Origin of the sequence: Streptacidiphilus sp. EB129 (assembly GCF_041262645.1) — a bacterium.
In the GTDB taxonomy this organism is placed as follows: Bacteria; Actinomycetota; Actinomycetes; order Streptomycetales; family Streptomycetaceae; genus Streptacidiphilus.
Genome location: NZ_JBGCCS010000012.1, coordinates 74,510 through 92,479, shown reverse-complemented (window position 1 = coordinate 92,479; position 17,970 = coordinate 74,510). Strand labels below are relative to the sequence as shown.

General features: G+C 71.4%; 17 protein-coding genes and 1 pseudogene. 11 read left to right on the top strand and 7 right to left on the bottom strand.

Annotated elements, in window-relative coordinates:
- The gene (locus tag ABH925_RS17110; RefSeq protein WP_370148777.1) at positions 1–978 is read right to left on the bottom strand and encodes a saccharopine dehydrogenase NADP-binding domain-containing protein; all 978 of its coding nucleotides are present in this window, start codon (positions 976–978) and stop codon (positions 1–3) included.
- Between the two features lie 166 nt (positions 979–1,144).
- Between ABH925_RS17110 and ABH925_RS17105 the strand changes: the two genes are divergently transcribed.
- The 3 genes from ABH925_RS17105 (at position 1,145) to ABH925_RS17095 (ending at position 3,076) form a co-directional block, all read left to right on the top strand.
- Positions 1,145–1,630, top strand: a complete 486-nt coding sequence (locus ABH925_RS17105) for a MarR family winged helix-turn-helix transcriptional regulator (RefSeq protein ID WP_370148775.1) — start codon at positions 1,145–1,147, stop codon at positions 1,628–1,630.
- A 349-nt stretch (positions 1,631–1,979) separates the two neighbouring features.
- The gene (locus ABH925_RS17100; protein WP_370148773.1) at positions 1,980–2,393 is read left to right on the top strand and encodes a nuclear transport factor 2 family protein; all 414 of its coding nucleotides are present in this window, start codon (positions 1,980–1,982) and stop codon (positions 2,391–2,393) included.
- Between the two features lie 68 nt (positions 2,394–2,461).
- On the top strand, positions 2,462–3,076 hold the full coding sequence (locus ABH925_RS17095; RefSeq protein ID WP_370148771.1) for a DUF998 domain-containing protein: 615 nt from the start codon (positions 2,462–2,464) through the stop codon (positions 3,074–3,076).
- A 6-nt stretch (positions 3,077–3,082) separates the two neighbouring features.
- Here the strand turns inward: ABH925_RS17095 and ABH925_RS17090 are convergent, their stop codons facing one another.
- The 4 genes and pseudogenes from ABH925_RS17090 to ABH925_RS17075 all read right to left on the bottom strand — a co-directional run bounded on the left by ABH925_RS17090 (position 3,083) and on the right by ABH925_RS17075 (position 6,171).
- The gene (locus ABH925_RS17090; protein WP_370148769.1) at positions 3,083–4,552 is read right to left on the bottom strand and encodes an NAD(P)/FAD-dependent oxidoreductase; all 1,470 of its coding nucleotides are present in this window, start codon (positions 4,550–4,552) and stop codon (positions 3,083–3,085) included.
- Positions 4,553–4,649: 97 nt separating this feature from the next.
- Positions 4,650–4,847 carry a dihydrofolate reductase family protein gene (locus ABH925_RS17085; RefSeq protein ID WP_370148934.1) on the bottom strand — a complete coding sequence of 66 codons (198 nt, stop codon included), beginning with the start codon at positions 4,845–4,847 and terminating at the stop codon, positions 4,650–4,652.
- 83 nt (positions 4,848–4,930) lie between these two features.
- Positions 4,931–5,377, bottom strand: a pseudogene (locus tag ABH925_RS17080) (sigma-70 family RNA polymerase sigma factor); the annotation flags it as partial.
- Between the two features lie 119 nt (positions 5,378–5,496).
- Positions 5,497–6,171: a hypothetical protein gene (locus ABH925_RS17075; protein ID WP_370148767.1), complete on the bottom strand. Its 675-nt coding sequence runs from the start codon at positions 6,169–6,171 to the stop codon at positions 5,497–5,499.
- A gap of 274 nt (positions 6,172–6,445) precedes the next feature.
- Here ABH925_RS17075 and ABH925_RS17070 point away from each other — a divergent pair, with 274 nt between their 5' ends.
- From ABH925_RS17070 to ABH925_RS17060, 3 genes are all read left to right on the top strand, one after another.
- Complete coding sequence (locus tag ABH925_RS17070; protein ID WP_370148765.1) at positions 6,446–9,190, top strand: PKD domain-containing protein; 2,745 nt, start codon at positions 6,446–6,448, stop codon at positions 9,188–9,190.
- Positions 9,191–9,356: 166 nt separating this feature from the next.
- Complete coding sequence (locus tag ABH925_RS17065) at positions 9,357–10,301, top strand: ABC transporter ATP-binding protein (RefSeq protein WP_370148763.1); 945 nt, start codon at positions 9,357–9,359, stop codon at positions 10,299–10,301.
- Positions 10,298–11,665, top strand: coding sequence for an ABC transporter permease (locus ABH925_RS17060; RefSeq protein ID WP_370148761.1), 1,368 nt, complete (start codon positions 10,298–10,300; stop codon positions 11,663–11,665). Before ABH925_RS17065 ends, ABH925_RS17060 begins: the two co-directional genes overlap by 4 nt.
- A 173-nt stretch (positions 11,666–11,838) precedes the next feature.
- Here the strand turns inward: ABH925_RS17060 and ABH925_RS17055 are convergent, their stop codons facing one another.
- Positions 11,839–12,321 (bottom strand): hypothetical protein, encoded by a 483-nt coding sequence (locus ABH925_RS17055; RefSeq protein ID WP_370148759.1) that lies wholly within the window; start codon positions 12,319–12,321, stop codon positions 11,839–11,841.
- A gap of 260 nt (positions 12,322–12,581) precedes the next feature.
- Between ABH925_RS17055 and ABH925_RS17050 the strand changes: the two genes are divergently transcribed.
- The 5 genes from ABH925_RS17050 (at position 12,582) to ABH925_RS17030 (ending at position 15,460) form a co-directional block, all read left to right on the top strand.
- Positions 12,582–12,728 carry a hypothetical protein gene (locus tag ABH925_RS17050; protein WP_370148757.1) on the top strand — a complete coding sequence of 49 codons (147 nt, stop codon included), beginning with the start codon at positions 12,582–12,584 and terminating at the stop codon, positions 12,726–12,728.
- Positions 12,729–12,756: 28 nt separating this feature from the next.
- A complete protein-coding gene (locus ABH925_RS17045) occupies positions 12,757–13,191 on the top strand; it encodes an SRPBCC family protein (RefSeq protein WP_370148755.1) in 435 nt (144 codons plus the stop codon).
- Between the two features lie 141 nt (positions 13,192–13,332).
- The gene (locus ABH925_RS17040) at positions 13,333–14,169 is read left to right on the top strand and encodes an alpha/beta fold hydrolase (RefSeq protein WP_370148754.1); all 837 of its coding nucleotides are present in this window, start codon (positions 13,333–13,335) and stop codon (positions 14,167–14,169) included.
- A 95-nt stretch (positions 14,170–14,264) separates the two neighbouring features.
- Positions 14,265–14,774 (top strand): SigE family RNA polymerase sigma factor, encoded by a 510-nt coding sequence (locus ABH925_RS17035; protein ID WP_370148752.1) that lies wholly within the window; start codon positions 14,265–14,267, stop codon positions 14,772–14,774.
- 80 nt (positions 14,775–14,854) lie between these two features.
- On the top strand, positions 14,855–15,460 hold the full coding sequence (locus tag ABH925_RS17030; protein WP_370148750.1) for a LytR C-terminal domain-containing protein: 606 nt from the start codon (positions 14,855–14,857) through the stop codon (positions 15,458–15,460).
- A gap of 117 nt (positions 15,461–15,577) precedes the next feature.
- Here the strand turns inward: ABH925_RS17030 and ABH925_RS17025 are convergent, their stop codons facing one another.
- Positions 15,578–17,773: a LuxR C-terminal-related transcriptional regulator gene (locus ABH925_RS17025; RefSeq protein ID WP_370148748.1), complete on the bottom strand. Its 2,196-nt coding sequence runs from the start codon at positions 17,771–17,773 to the stop codon at positions 15,578–15,580.
- Between the last annotated feature and the right edge of the window lie 197 nt (positions 17,774–17,970).

The following is a 17,970-nucleotide window of genomic DNA, read 5'->3' as shown; positions in this document are numbered from 1 at the left end:
TCACCGTCCCGACCGCAGGACGCCACCGGACACCTCGACGGCCGTGCCGGCCACCCCCGTGACGAGGTCGACGCCGAGCAGCCGGCACGGCGTCCACGCGCCCGGCCGGGTGGTTCCCAGCAGCCTGAACGCCGTTTCGGCGGCGATCGCCGCACTGAACACGAAGCCCTCGCCCGTGCTCAGTTCGGCGGTGTGGGCGCGCCCCTCCTCGTCGGTGATCTCGGCGTAGCTGTAGGAGCGCGGGTCCGGTGCGGCGCTGCCGCGCAGCGCGACGTAGGCCGTGACGTCGGCTGCCCCGCTGATCCGCAGTGCCGCCTCCAGATCGCCCACCGGCGCCGGTACCACCTGGCGTGCGGCCCCGCCGAAGGTCAGGGACGTGGCCCCGTGGCCGAAGGGAGCACGGACGAGCTCACCACCCCGGTAGGTCGTGGCACCGTCCGCGATGGCCTCGGCCACCGTGTTCCGCACGCCCTCGGTGTCGAGCGGGCTCCCGGCTGCGGCGGCGACCACCACCCGGGACGGGCGGACGCCCTCGGCAAGCAGGGTCAGCACCAGCGCCTCCGTGGCGGTCAGCCCGAATCCGGCCCCGGTGACCAGCGATACGCCGCGCTCCCGTGCCTCGCCGTCGCGGTCGAGCAGGGCACGCACCGCGGCTCGTTCGTTGGCGATGTCGACGTATGCGGTACCGGCGGCGAGGCACGCGGTCACGACCGCGGGGGCCAGCCGGGCGAACGGGCCGACGGCATTGACCAGGACCCGGCCTGCCCGGGCCATGGCCGACACGGCGGAGTGATCGCCGAGGTCGACCGCCGTGGTGGTCACCGACGGGTTGCCGGGGGCCAGCCGTCCGGCGACCTCGGCCAGCCGTCCGGGGTCCCGGCCGGCGAGCACAACGCTCGCCCCGCGCCGGACGAGGTGGTCGGCGACGAGGCCGCCGGTGGTGCCGGTCGCGCCGAGCACGACGAAGTCACTGGACATGATCATGGTCCTTCTGCAGAGGCGGCACGGCGGGGTGGGTACAACGCGGAACCACCGATGACACGACATCGATGTTGTGTCATCAATGTCGTGTCATTGATATCCTGGAGTCGGCCACACGTCAACCAGCAGCCGACCAGGCAGTCGACCGACCAAAGGACCGTCCGTGACGTCCCCTCAGCACCGGCCCGACCGGGTCTCCCAGCACGAACTGCGGTACCTGATCCTCGCGGCGCAGCGTGAAGGCAGCCGTCGGCTCGGCGAGGCCCTGCGCCACCTGGGGCTGACTCCTGCGCAGGCCGAAGTCCTCGACGTGCTGGCCGCCCACGGGCCGATCACCCTGGCAGCCCTCGGACGGATGCTGGTCTGCGAGCAGGGCAGCCCGAGCCGGCTGGTCGACTCACTGGTCCAGCGGGACCTGGTCAGCCGCACCCCGCACCACCAGGACAAACGCGCCGTGCTGATCGGACTCACCGACTCGGGCGGCAGCCTGGCCGCCCGGCTCGACGAGGCGACCGACCAGCTCGCCGACCACATCACCGGCCGGCTGTCCGCCGAGGACGTCGACAGCCTGACCGGCCTGCTGCACGCCCTGCTCGACGGCACCCACGGCGGTCACGCCATCCGCAGGCGCTTCCCGGCGGCGCCGTGACACCACGCGTGGCGCCAAGGCCCCGCCGGGAACGCCCGTCCGGCAGGGTGCCCAGCACCTCGAAGCCCAGCGACCGGCAGCGGCTCACCGCGTGCACGTTCGTCTCGACGACCGCGGCCTGCCGCCGGCGCGTCCGGCTCAGGCGGTTTCCGCGCCGACGAGGGTGTGCCGCTGAACGTTCGTCAGCCGGCCGCGGGCGGCGACCGTACTTCGGCAAAGTTCTTCGCCCGCGAAACCGGCCGCGCCCCGGGCGACTTCCGTCGAGTCCAGCGCTGAGCAGGCGATCACGCCTGTGGGAAGCGTCGTTGTGATTGTCTGGCCTTCCGAGTCCGAGTCGAGGGAGGCCGTCGTGTCCCGAACGCCGCAGCAGATCTTCGAGAGTTACCTCTACGCCGGAGCCATGACCCGGAATGCCGATGCTCTTGCCGAGAACTTCACCGCGGACGGTGTCCTCGAAGCGCCGCTCATGCCTGCCGGTGGCGCCTTCCCCAGGAGGCTGGTGGGGCGCGAGGAGATCCGTAGCGCGATGGCGGCCTATTACGAGCAACCGGTGACGTTCGACCGCTCGCCGAACCTTGAGAAGTCCGGATACCTGCTCCACACCACCTCTGATCCCGACGTGTTCATCGCCGAGATCGACACGGTCTTCGACGGGGACAAGGACGGGGACGACCCGGCGGTCTCGCTGGTACAGATCTTTCGCATCCGCGACGGGAAGATCGCCCGACTGCGCGACTACTTCGCGCCCGGGCTGCTGAGCTGAGGTTCGGCGGATACGACGGCGGGCGGCGCACTCACAGAAATACGGATATTCGCGGCTAATCTTCGCATATGCGACTCGCCTCGGTGCTCTCGTCCACCTGTGCACTCGTCCTGCTGGTCGGCGGGTGGACGATCGCGGGCCACCTGCAGGGGCCGGGCTACGACCCCGTCACCCAGACCATCAGTTCGCTCGCGGCGGAGGGCGCCCGCGACCGCTGGCTGATGACCTCGGCGATGTTCGCGGTGGGAGCCTGCCACTGGATCACCGCCTTCGGGCTACGAGCCGCGGCCTCCACCGGCCGGCTCGCCCTGATCTGCGGCGGAACGGCGACGGTCCTGGTCGCGATGACCCCGGAGACGAGCACCGGCGCCGCCTCGGTGCGCCACGCCGCGGCGGCCGGAGCCGGCGGCGCGGCGCTCGCCGTCTGGCCGATGCTCGCCGCCGGTCGCGATCCCTTCACTCCCTGGGGCCTGAGGCCCGTCATCTCCGCCGCGGCGACCACGTTCCTGCTCGCCGGGGTGGCCTGGTTCGTCGTCAGCGTCCAGGTCCACACCGCCGCCGGGATCGCCGAGCGGGTACTGACGACGAGTGAGACCGCGTGGCCGCTCGTCGTGGCGGTCTCCGCCCTCGGCCACGCCGGTCGGCGCTCGACGGTGCCGTCCGGAGGGGATTCACCACGGTGAGGAAACTCAGTCGGCACCCTGGTCGCGGTAGGTCTCCAGCAGGCGCAGCCAGACCTCGCTGATGGTCGGGTACGCCGGGACCGCGTGCCACAGGCGGGCGATCGGGACCTCGCCGGCGACGGCGACGGTCCCGGCGTGCAGGAGCTCCGCCACGCCGGGACCGACGAAGGTGACGCCGAGCAGGGTCTCGCGGTCCAGGTCCACCACGGCGCGGGCACGGCCGCGGTACCCGTCCGCGTAGAGCGAGGCGCCGGCGACGCCACCCAGCTCGTAGTCCACCGCGCGGGCCCGGCGTCCGGCGTTCAGCGCCTCGTCCAGGGTCAGGCCGACGGCCGCGACCTCGGGGTCGGTGAACACCACCTGCGGCACCGCCCGCGCATCCGCCGTGGCCACGCTGCGGCCCCAGGGCGCCAGGTCCAGCTCCCGGCCCGCCGCGCGGTCGGCGATCGCCGCCCCGAACACCCGCCCCTGGTACTTCCCCTGATGCGTCATCAGGACCCGGCCGTTGACGTCGCCCGCCGCGTACAGCCATTCGCCCGGGACGCCGGCCGCGAGCCCGGTGTCGTCCACCTCCACCGGCTTGCCCGCGGCCAGCCCCACGCTCTCCAGCCCCAGCTCGGCAGTGGCCGGTACCCGGCCGGTGGCGAAGAGCACCTCGTCCGCCGTCAGCGTCTCGCCGCCGTCGAGGGTGAGCTCCACCGCGCCGTCGCGGCGGACACCCGTGACCGATGTGCCGAAGCGCACCTCGACCCCCGCCTCGGCGAGGCTCCGCGCCACCAGTTCCCCGGCGAACGGTTCGACCTTGGGCAGCAGCCGTGACCCACGCACCAGCAACACCACCTCGCTGCCCAGTGCCCGCCAGGCCGTGGCCATCTCGACCGCCACCACTCCCCCGCCGACCACCGCCAGCCGCCCGGGCACGGTACGCGAACTGGTCGCCTCGCGGCTGGTCCACGGCCGCACCTCGGCCAGCCCGGGCAGGTCCGGCAGCGCCGCCCGGGTCCCCGTGCACAACGCCACCGCGTGCCCTGCCAGCAGCGTCCGCCGTCCGCCGTCGGGCGTCTCCACCACGACGCGCCGCTCACCGTCGAGCCGCCCGTGGCCCCGGACCAGAGTGATCCCGGCGCCGTCGAGCCACCGCACCTGGCCGTCGTCCTTCCAGTGCGACGCGAAGTCGTCCCGGCGGCGCAGCACCGCCGCCACGTCGAGGCCTCCGGCCACGGCCTCCCGCGCACCCGCCACCCGCCGCGCGTCGGCCAGCGCGGCGGCCGGACGCAGCAGGGCCTTGCTGGGCATGCACGCCCAGTAGGAGCACTCCCCGCCGACGAGCTCGTGCTCGACCACGGCGACGCTCAGCCCGCCGGCGCGTACCCGGTCCGCCAGGTTCTCCCCCGTCGGTCCCGCGCCCAGCACCACAACATCGAACTCGTCCACCAGCCATCCCTCCAACACTCCGACCCTGCCGGCCCGCGCCATCCTTCCCGTGGCGTCCGACGGCGTCCAGCGGCGACACGCCGGTCCCGGAAAGACGGTGCACCGCTGGACAATCACGGTGCACCGCAGGAACAACCGGTCAGCGGGCGGCCCTGCGGTAGTGGGTGAGGACGAGGGCGCCGACCTGCTCCGCCGACAGGCACTCCAGGTCCGCGTGCGGCCCCTCGGCCGGGAACAGCCTGCGGCCGGCGCCGGCCACGGTGGGGAAGCTCATCAGCCGGTACTCGTCGACCAGGTCCGCGGCCATCAGCTGGTGCACGACGCCCAGGCTGCCCATCACGAGCACGTCGCGCTGCTCGCGCTTGACGACGTCGATGAGGTCTCCGTCGATGGGCCGGGAGTTCGCCCAGGCGGAGCTCCCAGGTGGCCCGCGACCTCAGCCGCGGTGAACCCGAGCACCTCGCGCAGCACCAGTACGGCCCGCTGCCGCGCCGGCAGCAGCTGAACCGCCGCCACCCAGGCGAGCCGCAGGTCCGCCCGCGCCTCCAGATCGAACCGCGCGTCGGGGAACGGCTCCAGCCAGGGAATCTCCGGGGCAGGTACCGGCAGCACCCCGGGGTCCTCGCCCGGCGCGCCGAGTCCGGACGGCAACGGACGCCGTGCGCGGCCCTCCAGGGCGGTCAGGCAGACGTTGGTCGTGATCCGGTACAGCCAGGTCCGTACCGACGCCCGCGCCGGGTCGTACCGCTCGCGTGCCTTCCACGCACGCAGCAGCGACTCCTGCACCAGGTCCTCGGCGTCCTGGTAGGAGCCCAGCATCCGGTAGCAGTACGCCGTCAGTTCGCCCCGGTACGGCTCGAAGTCCACCGGTCCATCATGCCCGACCCCGGTGACACCAGGCCTGAGCCGGGCCGCGCGCCGGAGCCCGCGCCCACCGGAACACCGGCTCCGTCAGCGGCACGCCGGTTGCGCGGGCGCGGCCTCGCTCAGGCTCGCAGCCGGTCGCAGGTGCCGAGCGCCAGTCGCAGTCGGTCGGGGTGTCGCGTGGGCACGACCCAGACCGGCCCCGGCTCGCCGCGCAGCCTGGTCCGGAGCGGCCGTCCGGGCAGGTTCGGATAGAACGAGACCATCCGGGCGGCCGGCACCCGGGCCTGAGCCGGGTCGACGTCGATGAGCAGCGCGGCACGCATGTACGGGGCGGACAGTACGCCGAGCATGCAGGTGGTCATGGCCCGGGGTTTGCCCCACCGATTGCTCAGGGTGTGGAAACCGGGCGACCTTTGCAGTTCCCGGAGCACCTTCGGGTCGGTCACCACGCGCAGGCCCTCGATGCCCTGCCAGGGGCACTCGAACAGGCCCCAGTTCTGACGGGTGAGCGTCGGAGTGCGCTGCGCGGCACTCCTGGAGCGGACGGCGCCGATCCGGACGCCGACCTCGTCGATGCGGATCCCCGTGGGCCAGTTCCGGTGCAGGAGGCCGATGGAGGCCAGGAACGGGACGAACATCGGTACGAACGGTACGGCGATCAACCATTGCGCGTTGACCGTGATCGCGAGCACCACAGCCGTCAGAGCGGCCAGCACGGGCACGATCAGGCCCCACGCAAGGAGTGGCCAGCGAAGCGCGCACCGGTCCTCGGCATAGGCAACGGCGTCCGGCATGGTCATCACCGTAGAGCAGGGGCGATCCGCCGACCATACCCGGGCACCCCCAGGTGTCGCCTCGTCAACTCGCTTCAGGTTGACCGCTGGTGAACGCCCACTCGGGCCCGGGGTCCACGAGCCGCCCAACCCCCCGGCAACAGGGGACGAACGCCAGACGAAAAGTCCCAGTTCCAGAAAATTCTACGCGCATCTACTTGCTCGGCGTCGGTTTCCCCGTGACCATACGGAGCGTAGCCATCTGACCATACACGGTCATGCGCGGAGGAGTGTCATGAGGAAGTGGAAGAAGAGATCGGCGAGTGTGGCTCTGCTCGCCGTCGTCACGTTAGCGGGAGCCTCGCTGGCCACAGCCGAGGGGGCCGGGAAGCACCCCGCGACCGGTGTCGGCTCGTGCACGCTGAAGGGGTGGAACCCGGCGACGAGCCCGGCGAACGCCAAGAACCTGCCGGTCGGTAAGCGTCCGCAGACGTACAAGCCGGACGACTTCGACTGCACCGGCGCGGTGTTCGCCGCGCCCGGCGTGGAGTTCGCGAAGTTCCCGCAGCCGAAGAACTTCACGATCACCAACAAGAGCGTCATACAGAAGGTCGCCGGCCATCAGACGGTCGTGGCGAAGCCCACCGCGGCGGTGAACCCGACGGCGCCGTACTTCCCGCCGTTCCAGCACTTCGTGGTCATCTACCGGGAGAACCACACCTTCGACGACTACCTGGGCGACTGCGCGACCACGATCAGCCCGAGCTGCAACGGCCAGGTGCAGAGCACCAACCACATCAGCTCCGTGCCGGCCCTGCACCAGTTGGCCAAGACCTACGCGCTGTCCGACTCGTACAGCACCGGCGTTCAGCCGCCGTCCGGCCCCAACCACTGGTTCATGTTCTCCGGGCAGTCCTCGTCCAGCAGCCAGCAGCAGTCGTACCCCTCGAACGGCACCCAGTTCGACCGCTTCCTGCAGAGCGACGCGGGTCCCACGGACGAGGGCACCAACGCCTGCACGGCTCCGACCGGTACCAGCAGCGGGACCAGCCCGTACACGTTCATCATGAACGGCGACATCTACTGGATGCTCAACAGTGGCAGCGGCTACTGGAAGAACCCGGCCGACGGCAAGGTCGAGGTCCTGCCGCCCAACCGCCCGGGCACGAGCATACCCGAAGAACTGCACACGAACGAGTACACCTGCCAGAACCAGAGCCTCCCCGACAGCACGATCTCCAACGACTACCTCAACTTCATCAAGACCAACGGGATGCCGGCCTACAACTACGTCGAGCTGTTCAACGACCACCCCGGCACCTACCAGGACATCCCCGGCAACGACACCGCGACGAACAACATCGTCAGCTCCATCATGAGCAACCCGACCTACAAGAACAACACGCTGATCGTCGTCACCGAGGACGACACCCAGAACGGCAACAACGGCCCGGACCACGTCAGCAACACCTACCGCGTGCCGTTGCTCGTCATCGGGTCGCCGACCTACGTCAAGCAGGGCTACGTCTCGCACGTGGCGTACACCACGGGCAACGTGATCGCGGCGATGGAACGCACGATGGAGAACGTGCACTCCGGCGTCATCGACCCGAACGACAACCTGGGCGCGTCCACCTTCCCGATGACGACCGCGGACCAGGCCGCGCTCGGCGACCCGCTCGAGGACTTCTGGGTCCAGGGCTCGACCCCCCTGTCCGCGAGCGCCACGGGCTCCCCGACCACCGGCAACGCGCCGCTGACGGAGACCTTCACCGGCTCGGCCACCGGCGGCACGGCCCCGTACACGTACAGCTGGAACTTCGGTGACGGGACCACCAGCACCACCCAGAGCCCGAGCCACACCTACACCGCCGCGGGTACCTACACCGCGACGCTGACCGTCACCGACAGCGCCTCGCCGGCCAACACCGCGACGTCACAGGTGACGACCACGGTCAACGCCATCGGCAACCCGCTGGCGGCCAGCGCCTCGGCCACGCCGACCTCCGGTCAGGTACCGCTGAGCGTCGGCTTCACCGGCACCGGCACCGGCGGCACGCCGGCGTACAGCTACAGCTGGAACTTCGGTGACGGGACCACCAGCACCAGCCAGAACCCGAGCCACACCTACAGCACCGCCGGCACCTACACCGCGACGCTGACCGTCACCGACAGCGCCTCGCCGGCGAACTCCGCATCCTCGACGGTGACCATCACGGCCTCGCCGATCGCCGCGACGGTACCGGGCGCGCCCACCGGCCTGACGGCGACACCCGGCACCGGGCAGGCCGCGCTGAGCTGGACGCCGCCGTCCAACACCGGCGGAGAGAACGTCACCTCGTACAAGGTGTACCGCGGCACCACCAGCGGTGGCGAGACCCTGCTGAGCAGCGGCGGCTGCAGCGGCCTGGGCGCGGTGACCTCGTGCACGGACACGGGTCTGACCGCCGGTCAGACCTACTACTACACCGTCACCGCGGTGAACGGCGTCGGCGAGGGGGCGGCGAGCAACGAGGCGACGGTCACCCCCACCGGCGCGGGCTGCCCGGCACAGCAGCTGCTCGGCAACCCGGGCTTCGAGAACGGCAGCTCCAACTCCGCGCCGTGGACCGTGACCTCGACGCACAGTCCCGTCGACGTGATCAACAGCAGCAGCCTCGAACCGCCGCACAGCGGCACCTGGGACGCCTGGCTCGACGGCTGGGGCAAGACCACCACCGACACCCTGGCGCAGACCGTCACGCTGCCCAGCGGCTGCAGCAACTACAGCTTCAGCTACTGGCTGCACATCAACACGGCCGAAACCTCGAAGACCACCGCCTACGACACCCTCAAGGTGCAGGTGCTCAACAGCTCGGGCACCGTCCTGGGCACCTTGGCCACCTACTCCAACCTCAACCACAACACCGGCTACGCCCAGCACACCGTCAGCCTCGGCGCCTACGCCGGCCAGCAGGTGACGCTGAAGTTCACCGGGGCCGAGGACGCCGAGTACCAGACGTCGTTCGTGCTCGACGACACCGCGCTGAACGTCAGCTGAGCTGACGAGGTCGCACAAGGGGCGCCGGGTGGTGCACTTCGGTGCACCACCCGGTGCTCGGTTTCCACAGGCTCAGGCTCTACAGGCTCAGGTTCTACAGGCTCAGGTTCTACAGGCTCAGGTTCTACAGGATCAGCTGGACGCCGGCTGAGGGATGGATGAATGGATGGACACACCCGTCGCGGTGAGAGGCCGCGGCATCACCAAAGTCTTCGGTGATGTCGTCGCCCTCGACCACATCGATGTGAGCATGACGCAGGGTCAGATCCACGGCCTGGTCGGCCCGAACGGCGCCGGCAAGACCACGCTCCTCGGCCTGTTGCTGGGCCTGGCCGTCGCCGACGAGGGGAGTCTGGAGGTCCTCGGCGCACCGGTGGGACGCGCGCTGCCCGCGCCCGACGGTGTCTCCGGGTTCGTCGACGGGCCCGGCCTCTACCCCACGCTCACCGCGAGGCAGAACCTTGCAACGCTCGTCGCGCTGCGCCCTGATGACGCGCCCGCCACGGGTGTCGAGGAGGCACTGGAGCAGGTCGGGCTCGCCGACGTCGCCGACGCCAAGGTCCGTGGCTTCTCCCTGGGCATGCGCCAGCGGCTGGGACTGGCCGCGGCGATGCTGACCAGGCCACGGCTGCTGGTGCTCGACGAGCCGTCCAACGGCCTGGACCCGGTCGGCAAGAAGCACGTGCACGGTGTGCTCAGCCGGCTGGCCGCCGAAGGCGTCACGGTCGTGATGTCCAGCCATCGGATGGACGATCTGGAGGCGCTGTGTTCCGAGGTCACCATCCTGGCCGGCGGGCGCGTGGTCTTCTCCGGACCGGTGTCGAAGCTCTCTGACGACAGCCGCGAACTCGACTACCGGCTGCGCGCGTCGGATACCTCCGCCGCTCGCGCGGTCGCGGCCGGAACGCCCGGCATCAGCATCATCGACGGCTACGACGCCCCGGCGCGACCGGACACCGACGTGATCGTCGTCCGCGCACGGGTGGCAGCCGTGGACGAACTCGTGGCCCGAATGGCGCGCGACGCCATCGCGGTGCGTGAGTTGGCGCCCGTCGTCTCACCGCTGGAAGCCGCGTTCCTCGCCCTGACCGAGCAGGAGGCCGACCGATGACCACGACCCTCGCCGACGCCCCCACCGCCGGGGCCGGGGCCGGGAGAGCGGGCGCGCGCCCGGTCCCGGTGGCCCGGATCCTCCGCCTCGAGTTGGTCAAACAGTTCTCCGCCTGGCGGGTGCGCCTGCTGATCGGGCTGTGCTGGCTCGGTCCGGGCCTGCTGGTCTTCGCGATCGACCAGCAGAGCACGCTGCCGTCGGACACCCTGTTCGGGCGGTCGATGCACGCCACCGGCTGGGCCGGGTCGCTGGTGGTGCTCGGCGTCGCCGGCACGTGGGCGCTGCCGCTGGTTACGTCCATGGTCGCCGGCGACGTGTTCGCCTCCGAGGACCGGCTGGGCACCTGGCGCCATCTGCTCGTCGCGGTCCGCTCGCACCGGCGTATCTTCGCGGCCAAGGCGATCGCCAGCGTCAGCGTGATCGTGCTGCTGGTGGCAGGCCTGGCCGTCTCCAGCGTGTTCGGCGGACTGCTCGCGGAGGGGAACCAGCCGCTGATCGGGCTGGACGGCCACCTGCTCTCCGGCGGGGACGCGGCCGTGAACGTGCTGCTGGCCTGGGTCTGCGTGCTGGCGCCGACGCTCGCCCTGGCGGCCATCGGGCTGCTCGGGTCCGTCGCCCTGGGCCGGTCCCCGATGGGCCTGCTCCTGCCCATGCTCGCCGCCCTCGGGATGCAGGTGGCGCAGTTGCTGCCGCTGCCGGTCCCGGTGCGCCTGGCACTGCCCGGTTACGCCTTCATCTCCTGGAACGGCCTTTTCGCCGCTCCCCGGCAACTCGGTCCCCTGCTCATCGGCGTCGGGGTCGGTCTGGTGTGGGCGGTCGTCGCCACGGCACTGGCCTACCTGCTCTTCATCCGCCGGGACTTCACCAATGTCAACAACGACGGTGCCGGACGCAGGGTGCTGACCCTGGGTGTCCTCCCGCTGGTCGGCGTGCTGGCCGCGACGGTCGGTGTGGTCGCGGTGACGGCCGGGGCGAGCGGTTCCGGCATCGACCAGGCCAAGGTGCAACGCTCGGTGGCCACGGCGTTCGCCCACCTCTACCGGTCCCAGCAGGCGCAGATGCGCCAGCCACCGGTCACCGAAGCGCAGCTGCAGACCACCGCGGTCTGTGACAAGAGCGACGGACTCGGCGCACAGGAGGGATCGGGCAACGACTGGCGCTGCACGGTGTCCTGGATCGCCCCCGGTTACAACGCCACCGCCCAGGCCATCTACCAGCTCAACGTCACCGCGAACGGCCGGTACACCGCCGACGGGGACGGCCCGGTGGAGGTGAACGGCTACTTCCTGATCGTCACTGACGGAAAGGCGGTGCCGAACCCGCTCTGGCAGTTCGACGGCAACGTCGATCTGCTCCCCGGCTGAACGCTGCGCGGGGCGGCAGCATCCCTGAGAAGCAGCACCCGGACGGTCACCGGTTGGCCCACGGCCCAGCCGGTGACCGTCCGGCCGACAGGTCCTACGCGGTCAGCAGGCCGAACACCGGGGTGGACCTTCGACTGCAGATCCGGTGCACCGGCCGGCCGCGGCTTCGTGCGTCAGCAGTTGACCGAGGGGGACTCTGCCTCGTCGCGGTACACGCCCGATTCGGTGTCCCACATCTGAACGTAGTAGCAGTATCCGGCCGGCGGCGTTGTATTCCCGCCCCCGACCTCCGTGCTGGCGCCGCCGTTGTTGCTGTCATCGACGACACCCCCGTCGCCGATGGGGCCACCCCAGGTGACGGGGCCGCTCGTACCCGCCCGCCAGCCGACACGGAGAAAGACATGGACGCCGGTGCTCGGGCTGTAAACCCATCCATACGGAACGACAGTACTGCCGGACATCGTGACGCACGGCTCCATGGAAACCCCCGCGTAGCCGGGGTTGGTCCAGGCGCGACAGATGTGGCTGATCGGGCCCTTGGCCGCGGCAGGGCCGGCCAGCGCGATGGTCGGGGTGAATATCGCCGCTGAAAGGGCCAGCGCGGTAAGAGACTTACGCAAAGTCGTGCTCCATATCGCCAGGGTGCTGATCGCCACCACTCCAGGAGCAGGTGATGGCGAGCTCGGTGTACGACGGCGGGTTGCCTGATCTGGGCGGGACACTACGACGGCTGCGGTCGGCGTGCAGGACCGGACTGCACAGTGAGGGGGACCTTCCGGTGTCGGACGGCACAGTCACGGCGGCGGGGCCGTGTCCATGCCCGATGCCGGCCCCGGGGCGGGGATGAGGTCGGGAGCGGTTGCCCGGGGACGCGGCGAAGGCGCAGGCTGGAGACATCATCCCGATGGAGGTAGCCATGTCCGGATCAACCGTCAACGGTGATGAAGGCGACATGCGCGCCGCGCAGGACGAGATCCCGGACGAGGGCGGAACCTCGGACCAGGTCATGCACGCCCAGGACGAATCCAAGGCAGAAGGCGACCGGCTCGAGTCCGACGACTGACCGAGCCGCCCAGGAGGCGAGCATCCGGATGACCACCCTCGAAGAGCAGATCGACGTCGCCGTCCCGGCCAAGGTGGCCTGGGACCAGCTCCACCGCGTCGGCGAGTACCCGAAATTCATCGACGGCGTGACACACGCCCATGCCCACGGCCGGCACCACGCGTGCCTCGACCTTGAGATCGACGGCAATGAGCAGGCCGTCGAGGCCGACATCTTCGACCGCGGCCGGGGCCGGCTGATGAGCCTGCAGACGGTGAGCGGGCCGCCGCTGAAGGCGACGCTCGCCCTGTTGCCGCGCGACCGGCAGCACACCACGGTCCAGATCAGGCTTGAGTACGATCCCGCCACGATCAAGGAGACCCTCGGCGGCCCCAGGGGCTTTGCCCAGGCCAGCGCGATCGAACGCACGGTCCGTGAGGACCTGCAGCACTTCAAGACCCTCGTCGAGGGCGACCGGGCCTGACTGTCACGAAACGATAACGTTCAGGGGGTCGGCTCGCTCTGCTGTCGTTTCCACGTCGTCGGTATCGACCACTGGCCAGACACCGGATCCGCGGGGCCCCGTCCCGGTCCGGGTCACCGACGCGGAGCGAGGGAACCGACCATGAGCAAGGTAGGAGAGCAGGTCACGCAGGGCGTGCAGCAGGTGAGGTCAAAGGACGGCACCGTCATCGCCTATCAGAGGAGCGGCAGCGGCCCCGTTGTCATCGTGGTCTCCGCCGCGTTGGCCGACCGCACCGGCACCCGGCGCTTCACCCGGGAACTTGCCCCGAACTTCACCGTGGTCGACTACGACCGCCGCGGCCGAGGCGCGAGCGGCGACACCCGGCCCTACGCGATCGAGCGCGAAGTCGAGGACATCGAAGCGCTGATCGACGAGAACGGCGGACGGGCCCACCTGTTCGGCAGTTCCTCCGGCGCGGTGCTGGCGCTGGAGGCCGCGAACCGGCTGGTGGGCAAGGTCGAGAAGCTGGCGCTCTTCGAACCGCCGTTCATCGTCGACGACAGCCGGCCACCGCTCCCGCCCGACCTGCCGGCCAGAGTGGACGCGCTGGTCGCGGCGGACCGGCGCAGCGCGGTGGTGAAGCTCTTCTTCTCGAAGGCCGTCGGCATCCCCAGGATCTTCGTCGCCCTGATGGTGCTGATGCCGGGCTGGTCGACGATGAAGGCCGCGGCGCACACGCTGCCCTACGACCTCACGGTGCTGGACGGCACCCAGAACGGCAGGCCGCTCTCCAGCACCCGCTGGGCAAACGTCAGGGCCCCGGCACTGGTGCTGACCGGCGAGAGGAGCGGCGCCTTCTTCCACAGCGGCGCGGACGCGCTGGCCGGCGTGCTGCCCGAGGCGAGCCACCAGATCCTCAGGGGCCAGAGCCACGCGGCGGTGGTGATGCGGCCGCAGTCGATCGCGCCGCTGCTCGTGGCCTTCTTCGCACATTGACCGGCTTCAGCCGCTGAACGGCCGCGGCAACCGGGCTGGGACGGATCTCCGGAGCCACTGCGTCTCTAGAGTGTGGACGACGAACAGGATTGTGGATGAAGCGCCGGGACGAAGAGGAATTCATGACGTTCGCCTCCGCGCGGTCCGCGCCTCTGTTCCGGTCGGCGTGCCTGCTGACCGGCGGGGACGTGCACCTTGCCGAGGACCTGGTGCAGGACACGCTCGGCAGGATGTACGCCGGCTGGCACAAGATCTCCACGATCGACAACCCGGCTGCCTACACCCACACCGTCCTGGTGCGGACGTTCCTGTCCCACCGACGACGCCGCAGCAGTTCCGAGCAGCCCACCGACGCGCTGCCCGACACCGGCGCGGCCAGCGCGTACGACCCCGCCCTGCGGGTCACGCTGCTCGAAGCCCTGGGCCGGCTCTCCGCCCGTGACCGGGCCGTACTGCTGCTGCGCTTCTGGGAGGACCGCAGTGTCGAGCAGACCGCCGCGATCCTGGAGATCCGCCCGGGTGCGGTACGCAACCAGAGCATGCGCGCCCTGGCGAGGATCCGGGACATCCTCGGCCGCGACCTCTCCGAGCTCGTCAGCTCGTGACCGGGCACCACGGCGCCTGCCCCACCCCGATCACCGACCCGGACCCCACCCACTTCCAGGAAAGGAAGCGGTGACCCGCCATGCCCATCGAGGAAGACTTCACCGAAGCTCTCCGCGCCACTCTCCTTCGCTACGAGCCCGACACCCGATCGATCGTGCAGGCCGGTGTCCGCAACGGGCGCCTCCGGCGCCGCCGCCGGGCCGCGGCTCTCCTGGCCGGTGGAACCGCCGCGCTCGCGCTCGTCGGCCTGGGGGCCGCGGTCGTCCCCGGCCAGCTGTCCGGCCGGCATCCGGTCGACCACTCACTCGCGACGCCGCCGGCCCTGCCCCTGTCCTCAGGCTCCGGCGCGGCACCCGGCACAGCCGCTTCGACCGCCGCACCCACCGTCGCGCCTGCCGCCATCGCCGTCACGGTGACCAACGGCACCGCGATCAGCGGCCGGGCGAACCAGATCCTCAGCGCTCTGCTGGCCGCCGGGTTCAGCCACCGCAGCGTCGCCGCGTCCTCCTTCCCGGCGGCGGTCAGCACCCTGACCTACGGTCCCGGCGAGGCAGTCGAGGCACACACCGTCGCCGTCGCCCTCGGTCTGCCCGCGGACCACCTGAAGCAGGGCACCGCCGCCGGACTGAAGCTGGTGATCGGCGCGGACTGGACCAAGGGCACCACCTTCCCCGGCCCCCACTGATCACGGCACCACCGAGGTAGCACCGCCGGCAGGTAGCCGGCGGTGCTACCCGCGTTGCGTTTTCGGGCCTCCTCGGGCCGGCGGGCGACCCGGGCCGGGAATCCCGGGTCGCCCTGACTACCGCGGCCGGCGGGCCGGCCCGGCCTCGTGCTCGCGCGCCGTCTCGGCGTGACCGTCGTCCACCGCGTCGAGTGCCGTGCGGACCTGGTGGCGTGAGGCGATGCCAAGCTTGGAGAAGACGTTTCCCAGGTGGTACTCGACCGTCTTGGCGCTCACGAACAGGACGCGCGCGATCTGCTGGTTCGTCATGCCGTCGGCGGCGAGCCGCGCGATGCGCTGCTGCTGCTGGGTCAGTGCCGCTGCGGCGGGTGCGTGGCCGGAGGTCTCGACGGCCCGCTCCTCGCCACCGGTTCCGGCCCGGGGGATCTGCGCGCCGACCTCCTCCAACTGCGTCAGGCACCGGTCCGCGAACGGCCGTGCGCCCAGGTCGACATAGCGGTCGTGGGCGGACAGCAGCCACCTGATGGCCGACCGTCGGCGCCCGGCGCCCAGCAGCAGCCTGCCGTAGTCGTGTTCGAGCTCGGCGAGGCTGAACGGCGAGTCCTCGTCGGCCGCCTGCTCGACCGCCCGGGCCAGCAGGTGGCCCGCCGCGGCCGCCCCGCCCTCCGCCTCGGTGAGCCGGGCCTCCAGCCTGGCCATGACCGCCGTCGGGCGGGCGCCCGGTTCGACGGCGGCGCACAGCGCGGCGTAGGCGGAGTGCGCGCCGGCGAGCCGGCCGGTCGCGATCAGCGCCTCGACGTACAGCGGGCGCCACCACAGCTGGTGCAGCGCGAACAGCCCCGGCTGGGCGGCCACCGGGGCGAGCGCCGCGAGCATCCGGCCGGGCTCCCCCCGCGCCTGGGCCAGGCTCGCCGCCGCCAGCGCCGGGAACACCGCGGAGCGGGGGCGGCCCAGCGCGCGCTGGTCTCTGATCACCGCGTCCAGGCGCTCGGCGGCCGTCTCCCAGTCGCCGCACAGAGCGCTGACGCACGCCGCCAGCGCGGCCGCCGGGATGCCGTCGCGCCGGTCGTTGCGTGCCTCCGCCACCCGCATCCCCTCGCGGGCCTCGCGCAGCGCCGCCCGCCAGTCGCCGAGCTGGAAGTAGGCATGGCCGAGGTAGGCGTACGACAGCGGAAGGACCGGCGCGACCGGGCCGTCGTGCGAGCGCAGCACGCATTGGAGGTCGCGCATGGCCTCGGCCGGCCGGCCGCTCTGCGCCAGCCACATGCCGCGGGCCCACCGCAGGATCCCGTGCCCGGGCCGGTCGGCCTCCGAGGTGCCGAAGCCGGGCGCGAGCTGCTCCAGCCGGCGCAGCGCGGCGTCCGCCGACTGGTGCAGGCTGCCGTGCGCGTCGGCCGCGAAGTACAGCGCCCACTGCCGGAGTTGCTCCGGGAGTCCGTCCTGCGCCAGCAGGGACAGCGCCACCCGCTCCTCGGCCTCCAGGTCCCCGGTGTCCGCGTGCAGGGTGGCGGCCGCGAGCTCCACGACCGCGCGCACCGGGACGGTCCTGTCTCCGGCGAGCTCCCTGGCCTGGTCGAAGAGCGAGTGCGCGGCCTCGTACCGCGCCTCGCGGGTGGCGAGCCGGCCGAGGAACAGGTTGCGTTCCACGCTCGGCTCCAGCAGGGCGAGCCGGTGGCCCAGCGCGGTGGCCCATCCGGCGGTGGGCATCCGCTCGCCCCACCGGGCCGCCAGGAGCAGCCTGCGCTCCCGGTCGTGGCTGTCCACCGTGACGTCGGCGGACCACAGCAACAGGGTCCCGGCCCGTTCCGGGTCTCCGGCCCCGTGGTAGCGCATCGCCTCGTCCTCCAGCCGCGCGGCGAGCTGCGGATCGCGCCGGCGGGCGCCGAGCAGTGCGTGCCTGAACCCGTGGATGCCGCTGACCTGTTCGGCCGCGGCGAGGTGCATGGCCCGGCGCAGCGGCGTGGGCAGGGTCCAGTACACGACGTCGCGCACGACCTGGGAGTCGATGCCGACGGGTTCGGCCAGGCCGTGCGGGAACCAGGTGACGAACCCGACCTCGGTGAGGTCGTCGAGCGCGGCGCCGGCGTCGGCCACGTCGGCGATGACCGCGAGGATCGGCAGCGGCGTCCTGCGGTTCACCACGGCCATCGCGGCCAGCAGCCGCAGGCTCGCCTCCGGCAGCTCGTCGAGCGTGCGCACGGTCGCCTGGTACAACGCCTGCCTGCGCAGCTCGCCGAGCGCCTCCTGCTCACCGTCCGCGAGAGCCGGGGCGTCTCCGGGCAGTGGTGTCGTGAGCCGCTCCGCCGGCCGCACCGGAGCAGCCGAACGGGCTTCCGGAGACGGCGATTCGGCGCCACGGAGGCGCACGGCGGTTCCCGGTGGACGGCGCGGAGCAGGAGGGAAGGACCAAGCACCGGTTGCCATCGACATGGTTCCTGCCCTGCGTGCGTAGCCGTCAACAGTGAGTTCGTGAGCGCGACGTCGAGGATCCGACGTAAAGTGACCGAGTT